The organism is Peptostreptococcus russellii, assembly GCF_900110295.1.
GTDB classification, from domain to species: Bacteria; Bacillota; Clostridia; order Peptostreptococcales; family Peptostreptococcaceae; genus Peptostreptococcus; species Peptostreptococcus russellii_A.
In genome coordinates, this window is the sequence record NZ_FODF01000021.1 from 1 (window position 1) to 17561 (window position 17561).

Annotated in this window: 16 protein-coding genes; 6 read left to right on the plus strand and 10 right to left on the minus strand. The window is 33.5% G+C overall.

Translation table 11 applies throughout. The features are described from left to right. Positions 1–221: 221 nt before the first annotated feature. The 4 genes from tuf to rpsL all read right to left on the minus strand — a co-directional run bounded on the left by tuf (position 222) and on the right by rpsL (position 4821). The gene (gene tuf / locus BMY82_RS08080; protein ID WP_091976047.1) at positions 222–1415 is read right to left on the minus strand and encodes an elongation factor Tu; all 1194 of its coding nucleotides are present in this window, start codon (positions 1413–1415) and stop codon (positions 222–224) included. A 186-nt stretch (positions 1416–1601) separates the two neighbouring features. Beyond that, positions 1602–3668, minus strand: a complete 2067-nt coding sequence (gene fusA / locus BMY82_RS08085; protein ID WP_091976048.1) for an elongation factor G — start codon at positions 3666–3668, stop codon at positions 1602–1604. 36 nt (positions 3669–3704) lie between these two features. Further along, positions 3705–4175 carry a 30S ribosomal protein S7 gene (gene rpsG, locus BMY82_RS08090; protein ID WP_091976049.1) on the minus strand — a complete coding sequence of 157 codons (471 nt, stop codon included), beginning with the start codon at positions 4173–4175 and terminating at the stop codon, positions 3705–3707. 226 nt (positions 4176–4401) lie between these two features. Then, on the minus strand, positions 4402–4821 hold the full coding sequence (gene rpsL, locus BMY82_RS08095) for a 30S ribosomal protein S12 (RefSeq protein ID WP_091976050.1): 420 nt from the start codon (positions 4819–4821) through the stop codon (positions 4402–4404). A 514-nt stretch (positions 4822–5335) separates the two neighbouring features. On the opposite strand from rpsL, the gene BMY82_RS08100 reads away from it, so the two are divergent. The 6 genes from BMY82_RS08100 to ispF all read left to right on the plus strand — a co-directional run bounded on the left by BMY82_RS08100 (position 5336) and on the right by ispF (position 11458). Beyond that, positions 5336–6526 (plus strand): CapA family protein, encoded by a 1191-nt coding sequence (locus BMY82_RS08100; RefSeq protein WP_091976051.1) that lies wholly within the window; start codon positions 5336–5338, stop codon positions 6524–6526. 215 nt (positions 6527–6741) lie between these two features. Then, on the plus strand, positions 6742–7968 hold the full coding sequence (locus BMY82_RS08105; protein ID WP_091976052.1) for an aminopeptidase: 1227 nt from the start codon (positions 6742–6744) through the stop codon (positions 7966–7968). Between the two features lie 15 nt (positions 7969–7983). After that, positions 7984–9420, plus strand: a complete 1437-nt coding sequence (locus tag BMY82_RS08110; RefSeq protein WP_091976053.1) for an MFS transporter — start codon at positions 7984–7986, stop codon at positions 9418–9420. A gap of 162 nt (positions 9421–9582) precedes the next feature. Next, entirely contained in the window at positions 9583–10140 is a 558-nt protein-coding gene (locus BMY82_RS08115; protein WP_091976054.1) for a hypothetical protein, read from the plus strand. 137 nt (positions 10141–10277) lie between these two features. Next, the gene (gene ispD / locus BMY82_RS08120) at positions 10278–10955 is read left to right on the plus strand and encodes a 2-C-methyl-D-erythritol 4-phosphate cytidylyltransferase (protein WP_091976055.1); all 678 of its coding nucleotides are present in this window, start codon (positions 10278–10280) and stop codon (positions 10953–10955) included. A 23-nt stretch (positions 10956–10978) separates the two neighbouring features. Next, positions 10979–11458: a 2-C-methyl-D-erythritol 2,4-cyclodiphosphate synthase gene (gene ispF / locus BMY82_RS08125; protein ID WP_091976056.1), complete on the plus strand. Its 480-nt coding sequence runs from the start codon at positions 10979–10981 to the stop codon at positions 11456–11458. A 144-nt stretch (positions 11459–11602) separates the two neighbouring features. Here ispF and BMY82_RS08130 read toward each other — a convergent pair whose 3' ends face one another. The 6 genes from BMY82_RS08130 to BMY82_RS08155 all read right to left on the minus strand — a co-directional run. Next, positions 11603–12550: a TDT family transporter gene (locus tag BMY82_RS08130; protein WP_180366763.1), complete on the minus strand. Its 948-nt coding sequence runs from the start codon at positions 12548–12550 to the stop codon at positions 11603–11605. Next, the gene (locus tag BMY82_RS08135) at positions 12519–12998 is read right to left on the minus strand and encodes a C-GCAxxG-C-C family protein (RefSeq protein WP_091976058.1); all 480 of its coding nucleotides are present in this window, start codon (positions 12996–12998) and stop codon (positions 12519–12521) included. The genes BMY82_RS08130 and BMY82_RS08135 overlap by 32 nt, the downstream gene beginning before the upstream one ends. Positions 12999–13322: 324 nt before the next feature. Then, entirely contained in the window at positions 13323–14303 is a 981-nt protein-coding gene (gene arsS / locus BMY82_RS08140; protein ID WP_091976059.1) for an arsenosugar biosynthesis radical SAM (seleno)protein ArsS, read from the minus strand. A gap of 241 nt (positions 14304–14544) precedes the next feature. Then, positions 14545–14886 (minus strand): arsenosugar biosynthesis-associated peroxidase-like protein, encoded by a 342-nt coding sequence (locus tag BMY82_RS08145; protein ID WP_091976060.1) that lies wholly within the window; start codon positions 14884–14886, stop codon positions 14545–14547. A 308-nt stretch (positions 14887–15194) separates the two neighbouring features. Further along, positions 15195–15626: a C-GCAxxG-C-C family protein gene (locus BMY82_RS08150; protein ID WP_091976061.1), complete on the minus strand. Its 432-nt coding sequence runs from the start codon at positions 15624–15626 to the stop codon at positions 15195–15197. A 323-nt stretch (positions 15627–15949) separates the two neighbouring features. Continuing rightward, a partial coding sequence (locus BMY82_RS08155) for a type I restriction endonuclease subunit R, EcoR124 family (protein WP_144019731.1) occupies positions 15950–17561 on the minus strand: 1612 nt, incomplete at its 5' end.

A 17561-nucleotide genomic window follows, 5' to 3' on the forward strand; every position in this document is an offset into this window, starting at 1 on the left:
TATGAAAAATATGTTTAAAAAACTAATAGTATGGTACTTTAATATTATTTTTTTAAATTCTTATATTTTTTGAGTTTATAAAATACATGTAATTATTTATATATAGTGTTTTTAAAATCTTTTTTCTTGCAATAAACAATTCTATCTATTTAAGAAAGTAAATATCTATATAAAAAAAGAAGACCGCAAAGCGATCTTCTTTTATGTTAAATAAAATTTAATTATTCTATTATTGATGCAACAACACCAGAAGCAACTGTTCTACCACCTTCTCTGATAGCGAATCTTAGTCCTTCTTCTACACATATAGAGTTGATTAGGTCAACTTCTATAGTTACGTTGTCACCAGGCATAACCATTTCTATACCTTCTGGTAGCTTACACTCACCAGTTACGTCAGTTGTTCTGAAATAGAACTGAGGTCTGTAACCGTTGAAGAATGGAGTATGTCTACCACCTTCTTCTTTCTTAAGAACGTATATTTCTGCTGTAAACTTAGTATGAGCGTGAACAGAACCAGGAGCAGCAAGAACCTGTCCTCTTTCTATTTCATCTCTCTGGATACCTCTAAGAAGAGCTCCTATGTTATCTCCAGCTTCAGCCTGATCTAGTAACTTTCTGAACATTTCAACTCCAGTTACAACAACCTTTCTTGGCTTTTCAGATAATCCAACTAGTTCAACTTCGTCAGAAACCTTAAGTATACCTCTTTCAACTCTACCAGTTGCAACAGTACCTCTACCAGTGATTGAGAATATATCTTCTACTGGCATTAGGAATGGCTTGTCAACTGCTCTTTCTGGAGCTGGTATATATTCGTCTATCTGCTCGAAGAAATCAACTATGATATCTCCCCACTTAGACTTAGGATCTTCTATTGCCATTAAAGCAGATCCTCTAACTATTGGAGTATCATCTCCTGGGAAATCATATTCGCTTAATAGTTCTCTTACTTCCATTTCAACTAATTCTAGAAGTTCTTCGTCGTCTACCATATCACACTTGTTTAAGAATACAACTATGTAAGGTACACCAACCTGTCTAGAAAGTAGTATATGTTCTCTTGTCTGAGGCATTGGACCATCAGTAGCTGCAACAACTAGTATTGCACCATCCATCTGAGCTGCACCTGTGATCATGTTCTTAACGTAGTCAGCATGTCCTGGGCAGTCAACGTGAGCATAGTGTCTGTTTGGAGTTTCATACTCAACGTGAGAAGTAGATATTGTGATACCTCTTTCTCTTTCTTCTGGAGCCTTATCTATGTTAGCGAAGTCTACTGCTTCTCCTAACTGATATCTGTCATATAAAGTCTTAGTTATAGCTGCTGTTAATGTAGTCTTACCGTGGTCAACGTGACCTATTGTACCGATATTAACATGTGGCTTACTTCTTTCAAATTTAGCTTTTGCCATTTCAAATTTCCTCCCTATTATAAAATAATATTTTATTTATTATGCGGTGGGTATTATAATACCCACCTTTTTTTTACAATAAACTGTAAATTCTATATAAGTATATCACTTTTTTACGTATTTTTCAACGTTTCAATCAAAAACTAATCGCTTTTAATTAAAGTTTTTTCTATTTTAATACACTAATTACTTTCCTTCACTTATTGCCTTAGCAACTGATGCTGGAACCTGTGCATAGTGGTCAAATATCATAGTGTAAGTAGCTCTACCCTGAGTAGTAGATCTTAGGTCAGTTGCATATCCGAACATTTCAGATAGTGGAACGTGAGCTCTTATTACCTGAGCACCGTTTCTAGCTTCCATACCCTGAATCATACCTCTTCTTGAGTTTAAGTCACCCATAACATCACCCATGTAATCTTCTGGAGTAACAACTTCAACTGCAAATATTGGTTCAAGAAGAACTGAGTTACCCTTCTTCATAGCATCCTTGAATGCCATAGATGCTGCCATCTTGAAGGCCATTTCTGATGAATCGACTTCATGGTAAGAACCATCATATAATTCAACAGCAACGTCAACTACTGGATAACCTGCTACTATACCTGACTGCATAGCGCCCTGGATACCCTGATCAACTGGACCAACATATTCCTTAGGAACAGATCCACCAACAGTCTTGTTTTCGAACTTGTATCCTTCTCCTGATTCAAGTGGGTTAACTCTGATCTTAACGTGACCATACTGTCCTCTACCACCTGACTGCTTAGAGTACTTGTATTCAACATCAACTGGCTGAGTAATAGTTTCTCTGTATGCAACCTGAGGAGCACCAACCTTAGCTTCAACCTTGAATTCTCTTAGAAGTCTGTCAACGATTATTTCTAGGTGAAGTTCACCCATACCACCGATGATAGTCTGTCCAGTTTCAGCGTCAGTTCTTACTGTGAATGTAGGATCTTCTTCTGATAACTTCTGAAGAGCTACACCCATCTTTTCCTGAGCAGCCTTTGATGCTGGTTCTATAGCAACAAATATAACTGGTTCAGGGAATTCCATTGATTCAAGAATTATTGGTGCATTAGGATCACAAAGTGAATCTCCTGTAGTAGTATCCTTAAGACCTACTGCAGCAGCTATGTCTCCTGCATAAACACAAGTTATTTCTTCTCTTGTATTAGCATGCATCTGTAGTATACGACCGATTCTTTCTCTCTTGTTCTTTGTAGCATTTAGTACATAAGAACCAGATTCTAAAGTACCAGAGTAAACTCTGAAGAATGCAAGCTTACCTACGAATGGATCAGTCATGATCTTGAATGCAAGAGCTGAGAATGGTTCATCATCTGATGCATGTCTTTCACTTTCTTCACCATCTGGTAATATACCCTTTATTGATTCTATATCAGTTGGAGCTGGTAGGTAGTCGATAACACCATCAAGCATTAACTGAACTCCCTTATTTCTATAAGCTGTACCACAGAATACTGGGTTCATTTCACAAGCTATTGTAGCTTTTCTTATAGCCTTCTTTAATTCTTCAACTGTTATTTCTTCACCTTCTAAGTACTTCATCATAAGTTCTTCATCAGTTTCAGCTACTGCTTCTACTAATGCTTCTCTATATTCTTTAGCCTTATCAAGCATATCTGCAGGGATATCCTGTTCTTCTATTTCAGTACCCTGGTCATTCTTGTATATTTCAGCCTTCATTACTAGAAGATCTATTATACCAGTGAAGTTGTCTTCTGATCCTATTGGTAACTGCATTGCTACTGCGTTAGCCTTTAGTCTGTCCTTCATCATCTGAACAACATTGTAGAAGTCAGCTCCCTGTCTATCCATCTTATTTACGAATGCTATTCTTGGAACACCGTAAGTTTCAGCCTGTCTCCAAACATTTTCTGACTGTGGTTCAACACCACTCTTAGCACAGAAAACTGCAACAGAACCGTCAAGAACTCTTAGAGATCTTTCAACTTCAACTGTGAAGTCGACGTGTCCAGGAGTATCTATGATGTTTACTCTGTGACCCTTCCACTCACAAGTAGTAGCGGCAGAAGTAATTGTTATACCTCTTTCCTTTTCCTGAGCCATCCAGTCCATCTGAGATGCACCGTCATGTGTTTCACCTATTTTATGAGTACGTCCAGCATAGAACAAGATTCTTTCAGTAGTTGTAGTCTTACCTGCATCTATGTGGGCCATTATTCCTATATTTCTAGTTTTTTCCAATGGAAATTGTCTAGCCATCTGTTTCCTCCTTAATTACTTATACAAAAAAATGGATTACCATCTGTAATGAGCAAATGCCTTGTTTGCTTCTGCCATCTTGTGTGTATCTTCCTTCTTCTTTACAGATGCACCAGTATTATTAGCTGCATCCATTATTTCCTTAGCTAGTTTTTCTACCATACCCTTTTCGCCTCTAGCTCTAGTGTATCTAACTAACCATCTAAGTCCTAATGTTTCTCTTCTATCAGCTCTAACTTCGATAGGTACCTGATAGTTTGCACCACCGACTCTTCTTGCCTTTACTTCTAGTACTGGCATTATATTTTCCATAGCCTTATTGAAAACTTCTAGTGCATCTTCACCAGTCTTTTCTGCTATTATAGCGAAAGCATCATATACGATCTTCTGAGCTTTCCCTTTTTTTCCGTCATACATTAAGTTATTTATTAATTTTGTTACTACCTTACTTCCATACATTGGATCTGGTAAAACTTCTCTCTTTGGAACATTACCTTTTCTTGGCATTTCGCTTCCCTCCTTAATTATAAAAGTTAAATCATAGGTACTCGACAATGTCTTTTGCCGTGATGCCATAAATAAATATATCTATATATTTAAAGCATCGAACTATAATCAATTGCTGTTTTATCAGCTTTATACCTTTTCACTTGATTTTTGGCTCAAGCTACCTTCTCATTAAATTAAATCTCTAATTAATACTGAATCTCTAATAATGTAGATTGATTAATTATTACTTGCTTTCCTTAGGTCTCTTAGTACCATACTTAGATCTAGACTGTCTTCTCTTTTCTACACCAGCTGTATCTAATGTACCTCTTAGTATATGGTATCTAACACCAGGAAGGTCCTTAACTCTACCACCTCTTATAAGAACAACACTATGTTCCTGTAAGTTGTGTCCTTCACCTGGTATATAAGCAGATACTTCTATACCGTTTGTAAGTCTAACTCTGGCAACCTTTCTAAGGGCTGAGTTTGGCTTCTTAGGTGTTACTGTCTTTACAGAAGTACAAACACCTCTCTTCTGTGGAGCACTAATGTTAGTTGCTTTCTTTACTAAAGAATTGTAACCTTTTTGTAGTGCTGGAGCAGTAGAATTCTTTTCTACAGCTTTTCTACTCTTACGAACTAATTGGTTGATTGTTGGCATCAACTGCACCTCCTTTTTCTTAAATTTCCGATCTTCATCAGTGATCGCCAACCGCACCAATATGCACTGCATATTGATTAATTGTTTTGATGCTTTTAGTATTCTACTAAAAAAAGTAATCTCTATATTTCAAGATTACATACCTTTATATTTTAGCACTGTAATCAAGCCATGTCAATTATTTTTGTGAAAATAAATAAGCCATCCTTTACTTGTTTTTTCTACGTATTTTAATAAAATTTCCCTCTTCTTTTCTTTTTATTAGTATTGAATTAATAATAACTATTTTATATTTGTTTTTTAATTTTTAAATGCACATTTTTTTATTTTAAATAATTTAAATATTAAGATTTTCAATTTATATTACAAGTTCAAAATTAATTTTATCTATCCACTCAAATACTTAATATAGCTTTAATTGAGCTATTTTATCTTTAATGGCTTATTTGCTAGAAATAATCTGGCTACTACTATATAATGGAACTGTATATAATTATTTGGAGGACTTATAAATATGGATTTTAAAGACAATCGCTTGACCATTATAACTACTGTAATTATTTCCTTAGTTGTAATATCCTTTTTTTCAATTTTCTTTTTACAAGAAATAAAGGGCAGTTCTAAAGAACAATATGCAAAAGCACCTGCTCAAACTGTAAAAAAAGTCAGTTTTGTAGGTGTGGGAGATAACTTAATTCACGATACCATCTATCAATCTTCAGATAAAAGAAATGGAGTTTTAGGAGATGGAAAATATGATTTTTCTAATCTTTATAGTGAAATTAAGGACGATATTAACAAACACGATATTCGCTATATCAATCAGGAATCTATTATTGCTGGAGACAAATATGGGATACATAGTTATCCAAGGTTCAATACTCCAGAAGAAATGATACCTACTCTCAGCAAAACTGGATTTAATCTTATTAACCTTGCTAATAACCACTCTATGGATATGGGTTCCGAGGGAATTAGTGATTCTATAAATCTTTGGAATAAAGAAAAAGTCTATACTACAGGGCTTTATAACTCCCAAGAAGACAGAGACCAGCCTCTTATTATTGACAAAAACGGAATAAAAACTGCAGTACTTTCATACACATATGATACAAATGGTATGAAGGCCAAAGAAGATTTCAAAGTTCCATACCTTGATGAAAAAAAAATCAAGAAAGATGTTGAAAAAGCAAAAAAAGAAGCAGATTTTATTTTGGTTTCAGCTCATTGGGGAGAAGAACATGTTCATAGTTTAAATGAAACTCAAATTAAATTCGCAAAGTTATTTAACGATTTAGGCGTCGATGTTGTTTTAGGCTCACATGCACATGTAATTCAAAAGTCTGAGTGGCTAACTAATAAAGATGGTAAAAAAACATTAATATATTACGGCATGGGTAACTTCGTACACAATATGTTAGGAGCTGATACATATCTTGAAGGAATGGCATCTTGGAATTTTGTAAAAAAGGGAGGCAAAAAATACATAGAAGAAGCTAAGTTTACACCTCTCGTATTTCATTTAGAAAGTAACCAATATGGACTAGATGGAAAGGTCTATAGACTTGATAAATATCCTTTAGAACTTGCAAATAGACACTTTGCAATGTATGGTGCAGGCAAATACAATCTTGAAAACTATCAAAATATTGTTAAAAACCTTATTCCAGAAGATATGTTGGATATGAATGTAACAACTCAATAAAATTTTCAAACCTGTATATTTTTATATGCAGGTTTTTTATATTCAGATTTATGTTTATAAAATAAATTATTTTTTCATATCTGTCTTTTTATTATGATATTATATTTATAGATAATATCTAGCAAAATAGTAATAAATATAAATTATTAGGCTAAATCTACTAAAAGTTTGAATTTAGCAGTTTTGCTTTTTAATAAAATTTCAGGAGGTATTTTATGGAACTAAATAAAAGAATAGATAAATTCGCGAAACTGGCAATAAAAACAGGAATCAATATTCAAAAAGGAGAAACTCTTCTAATAAGGGCTGATGTGGAAGCTTCAGACTTTGCAAGAAGATGCGTAAAAGAAGCTTACAAGGCAGGTGCTAAACATGTCTATGTAGAATATTCTGATGAGGTAATCTTTAGAGAAACTTATTTATCAGCTCCAGATGAGGCATTTGATGAGTATCCAGAATGGCAATCTTATAAATATACAGAAATAGCAAAAGAAAGTGGTTCTTTCCTTAACATTGTATCTGCAAATCCAGATCTTCTAAAAGGAGTAGATACAGATAGAATTTCCAGATTTCAGAAAATTGCTGGAAAATACCTTAAAGAATGGAGATCTTATACTCTTACTGACAAGGTCAAATGGTCAATTGTAGCTGTCCCTTCTGAAGCATGGGCAAGTAGGCTTCATCCAGACTTAGAACTCAATGATGCTATTGAAAAGTTATGGAATGAAATCCTAGATTGCTCCAGAGTTTCCGAAAACCCAGTTGAAGATTGGAAATCTCATGTTTCAAATATAAGAAATAAAATGAATACACTTAATAAGCTAGACCTTGATAGACTTATCTACAAGTCATCTAAAACAAATCTTGAAATAGGTCTTCCTCAGGGACATATTTGGCAGGGAGGATCCGCTTTTGATCCTAACAATATAGAGTTTTGTCCTAACATTCCAACTGAAGAAGTCTATGGCATGCCTCACAAAAATAGAGTCAACGGCATTGTCCACAGTACAAAGCCTCTTATATTTGCAGGAAATACTATAGATAATTTCTGGATTGAATTTAAAGATGGACAAATAATAGACTACAAGGCAGAAAAAGGTCATGAAAGTCTTAAGCTATTAATAGAAACGGACGAAGGCTCTCTAAGGCTTGGAGAAATGGCTCTTGTTCCATTTGACTCACCTATTTCAAATAGCAATATTGTTTTTTATAGTACCCTTTTCGATGAAAATGCTTCTTGCCATCTAGCAATTGGAGCTGCCTACAGTTCTAACATAGAAAATGGAGATTCATTAAATGAAAATGAAATGGATAAAGTCGGTATGAATTCAAGTATTACACATGTTGATTTCATGATAGGAGATTCTGACCTTAATATTATGGGCATAGATAAATCAGGAAAATCACACGAAATATTTAAAAATGGCAATTGGGCATTTTAGATAGCGGAGGATACCATGTCACTAGAAAAAAAACTTGTCGCTCTTGCACTTTTTATATGTAACAGTATGGGTGCAGTAGAAATTACAATAGTAACTACTGCAATACCTTCAATAGTCAAGGATCTTTCCGGATTTAACCTTGCCAGCTATGTTTTTTCCATATTTCTTTTAACATCGGCAATTGCAAATACTGTTTTTGGAAAACTTGCAGATATTTACGGAAAAAAGAAGTTACTTCAAATATCAATAGTAATATTTCTTATAGGTTCATTGATGTGCGGACTTTCAATGAATATGGAATTCTTGATTTTTTCAAGAGCTCTTCAAGGACTTGGTTCTGGTGCTCTTGCAACACTTACAATGGCAGTTATAGGCGATGTATTCGATGTAGAAGAAAGAGCTATGATAAGTGGATACAATTCTACAGTTTGGAGTATAGCTAGTTTAATTGCTCCACTTCTAGGTGGAATTATTCTACTAAAGTTCACATGGCACTGGGTTTTTTATATTAATATTCCAGTCGGACTAATTAGTATGTTTCTTGTTCATAAATACTATAACTTCAAAGAAACAAAAAGCTCGGAAAAACTTGATATTAAAGGTCTATCTGTCATGACTTTATTTGTAATATGTATAATACAGGCAATGTCCTCACTTGAAAGCAATTCATTTTTTAGTTTGAGGGTACTACTTCCAATTACACTTTCCATTTTATTTTTGATTATATTTTCCAAGGTTGAAAAAACAGTTGAATCCCCTGTTTTACCTTATCAACTATTTTCAAAAGAAATTGTGTTGGTAATGGTGATTACATTTTTAAATGCTACTATTCTTATAGCAATGGATGTTTATAACCCTTCATTTATGCAAAGTGTTCAGGGATATGCACCTATGATGTCTACAGTTCCGATTGTTCCACTTTCGACTGCTTGGATGCTTTCATCATTTATACTTTCAAAAATGATTAGTCACTACTCAACTAAAAATATATTAATTGCAAGTCTTTCTATCCTTGCACTAGGTGTATTTGGACTTATTTTCCTCACACCTACTTCTAGCCCTTGGCTTATGGGAACTATGTCTTGCGTTATTGGTCTTGGATTTGGTGGAAGCTTTAATATGCTTTTATTTGTAGTTCAAGAGACTCTATCAAAAGAAAATATGGGAATGGCATCTGGCTCTGTAATGTTTATAAGAACACTTGGACAGACAATTGGTATCAGTGCTTTCGGAATGGTTTTAAACAACTCTGTTGTAAAATACTTTAGCAAACTTGGAATAAGTGTAAATACAAGTAACTTTTTAAATAACCACTCACTAAAAGCGCACGATATTGTTCAATCTCAATTTTTTGGATATAATAACATTTATATTATAAGCTTTATACTTGCAGCAATTTGTGTACTTGTTGCCCTATTTCTTCCAGGAAATAAAAAGCTGAATAACTACTAAAAATCAAGCGAGGACTTTTATTTCAATAAATTTCTGGATTTTTTAAAATAGTTGAGTTTATAAGCTGAAACTTGTTATAATATATTTTGTAGGTTTACAATCTAGCGGTAAAAACAAACCTAAGGTTGTTTCAAATAAAAATTGAAATTCAAGGAGGAAAGCATGAGAACAAGTACTTTAAAACAGCTTCTTGTTTCTATTCTGGTAGGGCTTATATTCGGCGTTGTCCTAAGTGTCAGCCGTTTTGCTCAAGGAGGATTTTTAGCAGGTATAGGTCAATTTCTATATTTCTTTATATTATTAGGAGGAACTTTCTTCATTACAGGTCTTCTATTTAATAGAAGAGGTAAAGATACTGCAAATATGAGAATCTTTGCTACTAAAATGGAAAAGGAAGGTATTCTTGTAATGGATGAAATTGCAGAAATGCCTATAGCAGGTAAAAAAAATATAAAAGGTTGGCTTTACCTTACAGACTCACTTATTATTTTTGCCAATACACCTGATGCTGAGCTTATAGAAAAAAAAGCTATGAGAATTCCACTATCTAAAATAATAAAGGTTGAAACTTTTAAACCTACTTTTATTACTCATGATGGTATAAGACTTACTTTAAAAAATGGTCAGCAACATGATATTCTTGTTGGTAAGACTCAGAAATGGGTTGATGCCATTATAGAAGAGGCAGAAAAACGTCAGCGTAGAAAAATACAAAGATAAGCTGTACTAAAAACACTAATAATAAAAGAGCTTTGGAATAATTTTTTCCTAGGCTCTTTTTTGTGTTTACAGCAATCTTGGTTTTGAACTTTCTCTATGATATACTTCTAGTATAAAATATTAATTGGAGGGAAATTATGATTGATGCAATAATAGTCGCTGCAGGCTCTGGTAAAAGAATGAATTCAGATATTAACAAACAATTTCTAAAAATAAATAACAAAGCCGTAATTGCATGGACAATAGAAAAATTTTATAATAATGAAAACATAGATAATATTACTCTAGCAATTAGAAAAGAAGATGAGGAATATATAAAAAATATAATTTCCCAGTATGGATTTGAAAAAATTAATCTAGTCTATGGAGGTAAAGAAAGACAAGACTCAATAGCAAATTGTCTTGATAAAATTATACACACTGACTACGTTCTTATACATGATGGGGCAAGACCCTTTATTGATACTGAAACAATCAATAGATGTATTGAAGAAACTAAGGTTCACAAGTGTACCTGTGTAGGCGTCCCAAGCAAAGATACCATTAAGATTGTGGATAACTTCGGAAATATTTCTGCTACTCCAGACAGAAAAACTCTATGGTGTGCACAGACTCCACAGGCTTTCCACATAGATATTATAAAAAGAGCATATAAACATGCAAAAGAAAGCGGATTTTTGGGAACAGATGATGCTTCTCTTGTGGAAAACATTGGATATAAAGTAAAAATGGTAATGGGAAATTATAATAATATAAAAATCACCACACCTGAGGATCTTATTCCAGCTGAAATGATTGCTAAGACAATAAAGTAAGGTTACTTTTTAAGGAGGATAATATGAAAATAGGTATAGGATATGATGTTCATAAACTTGTAGAAAACAGAGATTTAATAATTGGTGGCGTAAAAATCGACCACGAAAAAGGTCTTCTTGGTCATTCTGACGCAGATGTTCTTACTCATGCTGTTATAGACTCCATCTTCGGAGCGCTTGGTCTTGGAGACTTGGGAAGACACTTTCCAGATAGCGATCCTAAATACAAGGGAGCAGACAGCTTAAAGCTAATGGAGCACTCTTATAAACTTATGAAGGATATGGGCTATGAAGTAGGCAATATCGACTGTATAATAATAGCTCAAGCGCCTAAAATGGCTCCTTATCTTGAAAAAATGAAGACAAACTTTGCCAAGATACTTAATACAGATATTTCAAATATTAATATCAAGGCTACTACTGAAGAAGGACTTGGATTTACAGGTCAAAAAGAAGGTATATCCTCTCAATCTGTATGTCTCCTAAATAAAATTGAAGAATAAAATCTTAATATAATTATTAGTAAGCTATTTAATATAATAATTAATCAAAATAGAAAAAAGCCCCCAGTATAAATTTATACTAGGGGCCTTTTAGATTTAAAATAAAAAACGGTAAGAACTAAGCCCTACCGTTTTTGAGGAATTTTATGCCGGGAATTTGCTCCCGATGAACTTCACATACTTATATAGTACATAAAGACATATCACTACTGCCAAAATCTCTTCAAATAAAGCTATATACTCTATCCACTTTGGAACACTTCCAACAACTGTGTTTAGATGTCCGACATAAAGCTTCATTGACAGAGCTGTAATTGCCATTGGGAATGTAAACGCAGAGAAACTCGGGTAAAATTGAAGTTTTAACAACTTTGGGAGTGCAGTTAAAACCACTAAGAAAAATACTTGACTTATTACAAATAAAAATATAAGCATAAAAGTCTGCTTATTTTCAAAACCGCTAAGATATCCTGCCAAGCACAGTGATCCCGGTGCTGTAAGGATTACCTTAGTCGGAAGCATAGCCTCTTTTAATTTTCCTACTCTATATACTCTATTCAATATTACAGGTATTAATATTAAATATGCAACAAAGCCAAAATAAAAGCATATTTTTCCAATAAGAGGGTTGAATTGTTTCCCTGTTACAGTAGCCACCACTATTCCCACATAAACTATATACCAACTAGGAAGTACTGTTTCCTTCTTAAAGTTAATTACATATGTTTTGGTAAACACCACCATTAAAATTACATGAAGTACAATTGCTCCATACCACATTACAGAAGCAATGGGTCTTGAAAATGGCAGTACATATGTACTTAAAACCATTACCCCCATTGAAAATGTAGGTATAACAGATGCAATAGCAACATTTTCAAATTCCTTTTTTATATTTTTAAAATGCAAAACTGCTTTTAAAAGCAAAATTGCAAATAATATAAACGCTGCAAATCCAAAAGCATATCTCAAGTACTCACTTCTTACTTTTAGCATATTCCCATTTGTAGCTAAAGCAAGCATTAAACCTGCTATTGGTATTGGTATAATCTCAAGCAAACTAGATTCTTTTTGGGATTTCAAGCTTTCCATCATCTATTAACCTTTCTGCTACCCATCTTGCAACTTTTCCTGTTATTTCTATACAATGCTCTTTTCTTTCAGGAGATGCAAAATTATCTCCTTCCCACTGCTTAGTCATCACTCTACAGCAAGTAGCCTTGTATTCATTCTTTATATAATCATGAAGGTCTTTTGCACATTCGAACATTCTAGGGTTCATCGGCTCACCCTTTACTCTTCCATACATCATACCAAGTACCATTTCCCCACCAGATATTGCACCACATAAACACTGTGCCTTACCTAGTCCTATTGGGAAGCTTGAAGCCATCTTTACTACTTCCTCTGGTAATGGATTGTTTAGTTCATCGTTTAAAGTTTGTACTACTGCTTCTGAACAAAAAAATGTTCCTGATCTAAAATATTCCTCTGCAATATTCTTTATATGTTCTAAATACTGCTCTTTATTTACTGTCATAAATGCCTCCTATAACTTTAATTAAATTGATTATTAAAACAACATTTCAATTATATACCTTCTTTTAGTAAAAGGTCAATTTTAAAAAGAATAAATTGTATATTTCTATAACAATATATCATTATATATTTATTTTCTATTATTTTTATTCTTATAATCGTCTTTTTAAACCAAAATAACTCTTCTATTTTATAACAAAAAAGCTAGGTACAAGCAAACTGCACTTAGCCTTTCTTTATATTTTTTTACTATCTAGAATTAAGTACTTAATAATACCATATATTCTTTTTAATGATTCAAATATTTTTTATTATCTCTTGTAAACTATTTTTCTGTTGCTCCACCGCAGCTTGAGCCAGCTCCAGCAGTACATGCATAACAGTGTTTTCCTGTCTTTATAGTTCTTATATCAAGAGACTTATCTCTTAAATCAAATATATTATCTATTCCTTCAGCTTTTATACCTGCTGCTTGATTAAAGTCACAATCATAAAGTCCACCATCCCAAGAAACAGATACCTGATCCCTACACATCATATTTTCAACTGTTGCTGGATTAAAGCTATAATAAAGTGTGTTCATATATTCTTCAAGGTTTCCACTTTCATCTAAGAAATCTGAGAATCTTCCTAGTGGATTGTTAGTTATAGTAAATAGGTTATTAAACACTATACCAAACTGTGAATATAATCTTTCCTTATAAAGCTTTGTCATATCTTCCTGACTAGGTGGAAGGAATGCTCCTGCTGGATTGAAAACTATGTCAAGCTCTAATTCAGGGTTTGTTCCATATCCTATAGAGTTTAGCATTTTTAGAGCTTCTATTGACTTATCAAAGACTCCATCGCCTCTTTGTATGTCGGCATTCTTCTTAGTATAGAATGGTAGCGAACAGACTACAGTAACCTTATTATTTTTAAATACTTCTGGCATATTTTTATACTTTTCAGTAAGCAATATTACAAGGTTAGTTCTTACTATTACCTTTTCTGCTATCTTTGCACTTTCTTCTATAAACCAAACTATGTCTGGATTCATCTCAGGTGCACCACCTGTTATATCCATTGTCTTAAATTCATATTTTTTAAATGCATCTAAACATGCCTGCATTGTATTTTTGTCCATAATTTCTTTTCTATCAGGACCTGCTTCTACATGACAGTGTTTACATCTAAGATTACACATTCTGCCAACGTTTACCTGTAAAGTTGATGGACTTTCTACTGTCTTTAAAAAATCCTTATTTTCTACTGAATCGTTGAATTCAGGAATATCTACTCTTTTACTTAATTCTTCTATATTCATTCTTTCTTAAATCCCCCCCCCATAATAAATCTTTTTATTGAATACATAAAAGCTCATTTTATCTCCATTGCACTATATACAAATAATTAAATTTTTACATAAGCTAACTCATAAACTTAATTCTTTTTTTTGCTATATAACAAAGATTATAGAAAATTTATTGATATTTTATCTAAAACAATGATTATTATCAATTAAATTTTAACTTATACGTTTCTTCTTTAGAGCTATATTCAATACCTTACTTCATACTCTTTTTTTCAAGAATGTTCTTGCTCTGAACTCCAAATGCAAGAGTTGCTCCAGCCTTTATTGTAGCAACTACATGAGCTACTTCTATAATCTGATCTTGGTCGCAACCTCTTTCAAGACATGCATTTGTGTATGCGTCTATACAGTAAGGACACTGAACAGCAAATGCTGTTGCTAAAGCTACAAGAGTCTTTTCTCTTAATGTTAGTGAGCTTTCATCATAAACTGCACCATAGTACTCCATAAACTTGTCCCACATTTCTTCTGCATTTTCGCGAAGTTTACCTTGTCCAAATTTAGCTAAATCTTCTTTTTCAAAATAGAAATCCATAATCTACCTCCTGGTTTTATTTTGGCAGTATGCTCTACATTCTTATAAAGACTATACTACTCCTTACTCTATCTTAACATAATAAAATGCTAATAATTTGTTTTTTTATAATTGTATCAAATATTTTTTCAATAACATTAATTTCAATTATAGTTTTTTTCGATACTAATATTCAATTCTTACTTCTGTATATTAGAGTAACGAAAGCTATAATTGCATAGTTAAATAATTTCCCAAAACAATATTATCTATTATTATTAGAAAGACAGTTTCATTGATTTTGCTTATGAACTTTTTGTTTTTAATTCCTATAATTCTTCCACTATCTGAATTACATCTACTACAAGCTTTGGACATACTGTAAATAAAAGATTTTTCTCTTGTATTATCTTTGAATCTTCTTCTTCTGTTAGATTGTAACCTAATATTTCTGAACAAGCTGTCTTTCCGCTGTGAAGTTGTGCAAATTTTTCCTTAAACTCACATACCTTTGCTATCATTTTTCCCTTTGTAGCCATGTCATTAGCTTCACTGTGACCATATTTTAGACCTAGAGCTATCAAGCCTCCTATATATGCACCACAAACTCCTGCATCAAAAGTTCCGCCACCAAATGCAGCTGCACTTTTTAGGGCAGTTTTTCTATCGATATTTAAATCATCTGCAATAGCCATTGTTATTACCTGCCCACAATCAAAGCCTTCTTTAAACATCTCGATTACTTTTTCTTCAGTTATCATTATAGTTTTCTCCTTTCAATTCATTGATTATTATTTTAATTACCATTCTCTATTATATATTAGTTTCTTCATTAAAAGTGACTGTATTGATTTTATCTATTACTTTGTTTTTCATTTTGATTTTATCTATAGCAAAGCTGCTCTTATATATTTTTTACAAATAAAAAGCAGCCAAAAGAAGCGTTCACTTAGGGATTGAAGAAAAACTTGAATGAACAGCTTCAAGCGGGGCAAAAAAGACCAGTCACTTCAAGCATTCATGCCTGATTGTGACTGGTCTTTTTATAAAGATATTATTTTTTGAATTAGCGATTGATATTAATCTATATCAACCCTAAATACTTCTCAAAGAATAACATTAGTTTTTCGATAATTCCTTGTTTTTTCGCAGCCCTGCCTCCGCCAAAGCGAGATACAGGCGGCATGATTTTATCTATAGCTGTACCGGTTGTTTTAAGTATCCCATCTCGGAAAGCATTGTCGATGAATCGGCGGGTTTCTTCAGGCTTTAACTTTTCTTCTTCTATAATCGCTGAAATATCCGCTTCCTTACGCTCATGGAGGAATTTACGCCAATCCTCAACCACTTTGGTCGATACATTGACTTGCTCTATAAAACGCTCGATAAGCTCTTTCTTGCTTCGAAGTTCAATACTTGAATTGATAGCCTTATCAATGGTCGTAAGAATGGTTTTATCCTTACAGTTGGATTGTTGATATTTAGCTACAAGCATAAGGATGTAGTCAATATTTACCTCTATTTGTTTGACCAGTTCAATCTCGAAAACTATGTCATCATTGATAGTTTCTTTGTCACCATCAGCACCTTTTCTGTATTCCTGATACAGGTCAATATAAATGCTCTGATAGTCCTGAAAATCCCTTTCAGATAAAATCTCATTTCCTTCAAAGTCATCGAAAGAAGTAAGAATATTTCTGAGTCTAAGTATTGCTCCATATAACCGGATAAAGTCTTTTTCAGCTTCTTCACCGAGAATAGGTTGTCCAAGGGGATACTGTGTTGTAAGGGTTGCAATCAGTTCAGCATAGCCCGGCTTGTGTTCACCTTTTTCATCATATCCCTTATAATATTCATCGAATGTTTTTAGCAGTACAATACCGCCAGCATCCTTATTGCCGAATAGTGCAATAGCTTTGTCTGTTTCTTCTTTCAAATCTCTAAAGCAAACGATATTACCATAGGTCTTAACGCTGTTTAAGATGCGGTTAGTTCTTGAAAAAGCCTGAATTAGTCCATGCTGTCTCAGGTTTTTATCTACCCATAGCGTATTTAGGGTTGTTGCATCAAAGCCTGTCAGGAACATATTGACAACAATCAATATATCAATCTCCCGATTCTTTACGCGAAGAGAGAGGTCTTTATAATAATTCTGGAACTTATCCGAGGAAGTATCGTAATTCGTGTTAAATGTGGAATTGTAATCTCGGATAGCCGCCTCAAGAAAATCTCTGGAGCTCTGGTCAAGGTTTTCCATATTAAAATCCTCTTCAGGAAGCAATCCATCTGGCTCTTCTTCATTTGCACTAAAACTGAAAATAGTTGCAATGGTAAGGTTACGGTTCTTTTCCGCTATCTGCTTCTTAAACTCATTATAGTATCTGATTGCCATTGGGATGGATGCAGCAGCAAATATGGAGTTGAAACCGGCAACTCGCCTTGTTTCACGCTTTTCTATCATCTTTTTAGGGTTGTGCTTATCTGCTTCTTCCCATTTCGCAGAGAATGTGTAATAACTATTGCGCTTTGTCTTCTGATCAAAGTGTTCAAGAACGTAAGAAACAATTTCACTGATTCGCTGTGGATCTGCTAAGGCTTTTTCTCTATCTATGCTATAGACTTTTTTATCATTAACGTAATCAGGCATCTTAATGGTATTGATAAAATCTATTCTAAAAGGCAGAACATTCCCATCA

What these genes read in the sequence shown, in the direction of transcription:
- arsS (WP_091976059.1), bottom strand. Translation starts at nt 14,303, where the DNA reads ATGAATATAGAAGAATTAAGTAAAAGAGTAGATATTCCTGAATTCAAC.
- BMY82_RS08115 (WP_091976054.1), top strand. Translation starts at nt 9,583, where the DNA reads ATGAGAACAAGTACTTTAAAACAGCTTCTTGTTTCTATTCTGGTAGGG.
- ispF (WP_091976056.1), top strand. Translation starts at nt 10,979, where the DNA reads ATGAAAATAGGTATAGGATATGATGTTCATAAACTTGTAGAAAACAGA.
- BMY82_RS08150 (WP_091976061.1), bottom strand. Translation starts at nt 15,626, where the DNA reads ATGATAACTGAAGAAAAAGTAATCGAGATGTTTAAAGAAGGCTTTGAT.
- BMY82_RS08135 (WP_091976058.1), bottom strand. Translation starts at nt 12,998, where the DNA reads ATGACAGTAAATAAAGAGCAGTATTTAGAACATATAAAGAATATTGCA.
- fusA (WP_091976048.1), bottom strand. Translation starts at nt 3,668, where the DNA reads ATGGCTAGACAATTTCCATTGGAAAAAACTAGAAATATAGGAATAATG.
- tuf (WP_091976047.1), bottom strand. Translation starts at nt 1,415, where the DNA reads ATGGCAAAAGCTAAATTTGAAAGAAGTAAGCCACATGTTAATATCGGT.
- BMY82_RS08110 (WP_091976053.1), top strand. Translation starts at nt 7,984, where the DNA reads ATGTCACTAGAAAAAAAACTTGTCGCTCTTGCACTTTTTATATGTAAC.
- ispD (WP_091976055.1), top strand. Translation starts at nt 10,278, where the DNA reads ATGATTGATGCAATAATAGTCGCTGCAGGCTCTGGTAAAAGAATGAAT.
- rpsL (WP_091976050.1), bottom strand. Translation starts at nt 4,821, where the DNA reads ATGCCAACAATCAACCAATTAGTTCGTAAGAGTAGAAAAGCTGTAGAA.
- BMY82_RS08145 (WP_091976060.1), bottom strand. Translation starts at nt 14,886, where the DNA reads ATGGATTTCTATTTTGAAAAAGAAGATTTAGCTAAATTTGGACAAGGT.
- BMY82_RS08130 (WP_180366763.1), bottom strand. Translation starts at nt 12,550, where the DNA reads ATGGAAAGCTTGAAATCCCAAAAAGAATCTAGTTTGCTTGAGATTATA.
- BMY82_RS08105 (WP_091976052.1), top strand. Translation starts at nt 6,742, where the DNA reads ATGGAACTAAATAAAAGAATAGATAAATTCGCGAAACTGGCAATAAAA.
- rpsG (WP_091976049.1), bottom strand. Translation starts at nt 4,175, where the DNA reads ATGCCAAGAAAAGGTAATGTTCCAAAGAGAGAAGTTTTACCAGATCCA.
- BMY82_RS08100 (WP_091976051.1), top strand. Translation starts at nt 5,336, where the DNA reads ATGGATTTTAAAGACAATCGCTTGACCATTATAACTACTGTAATTATT.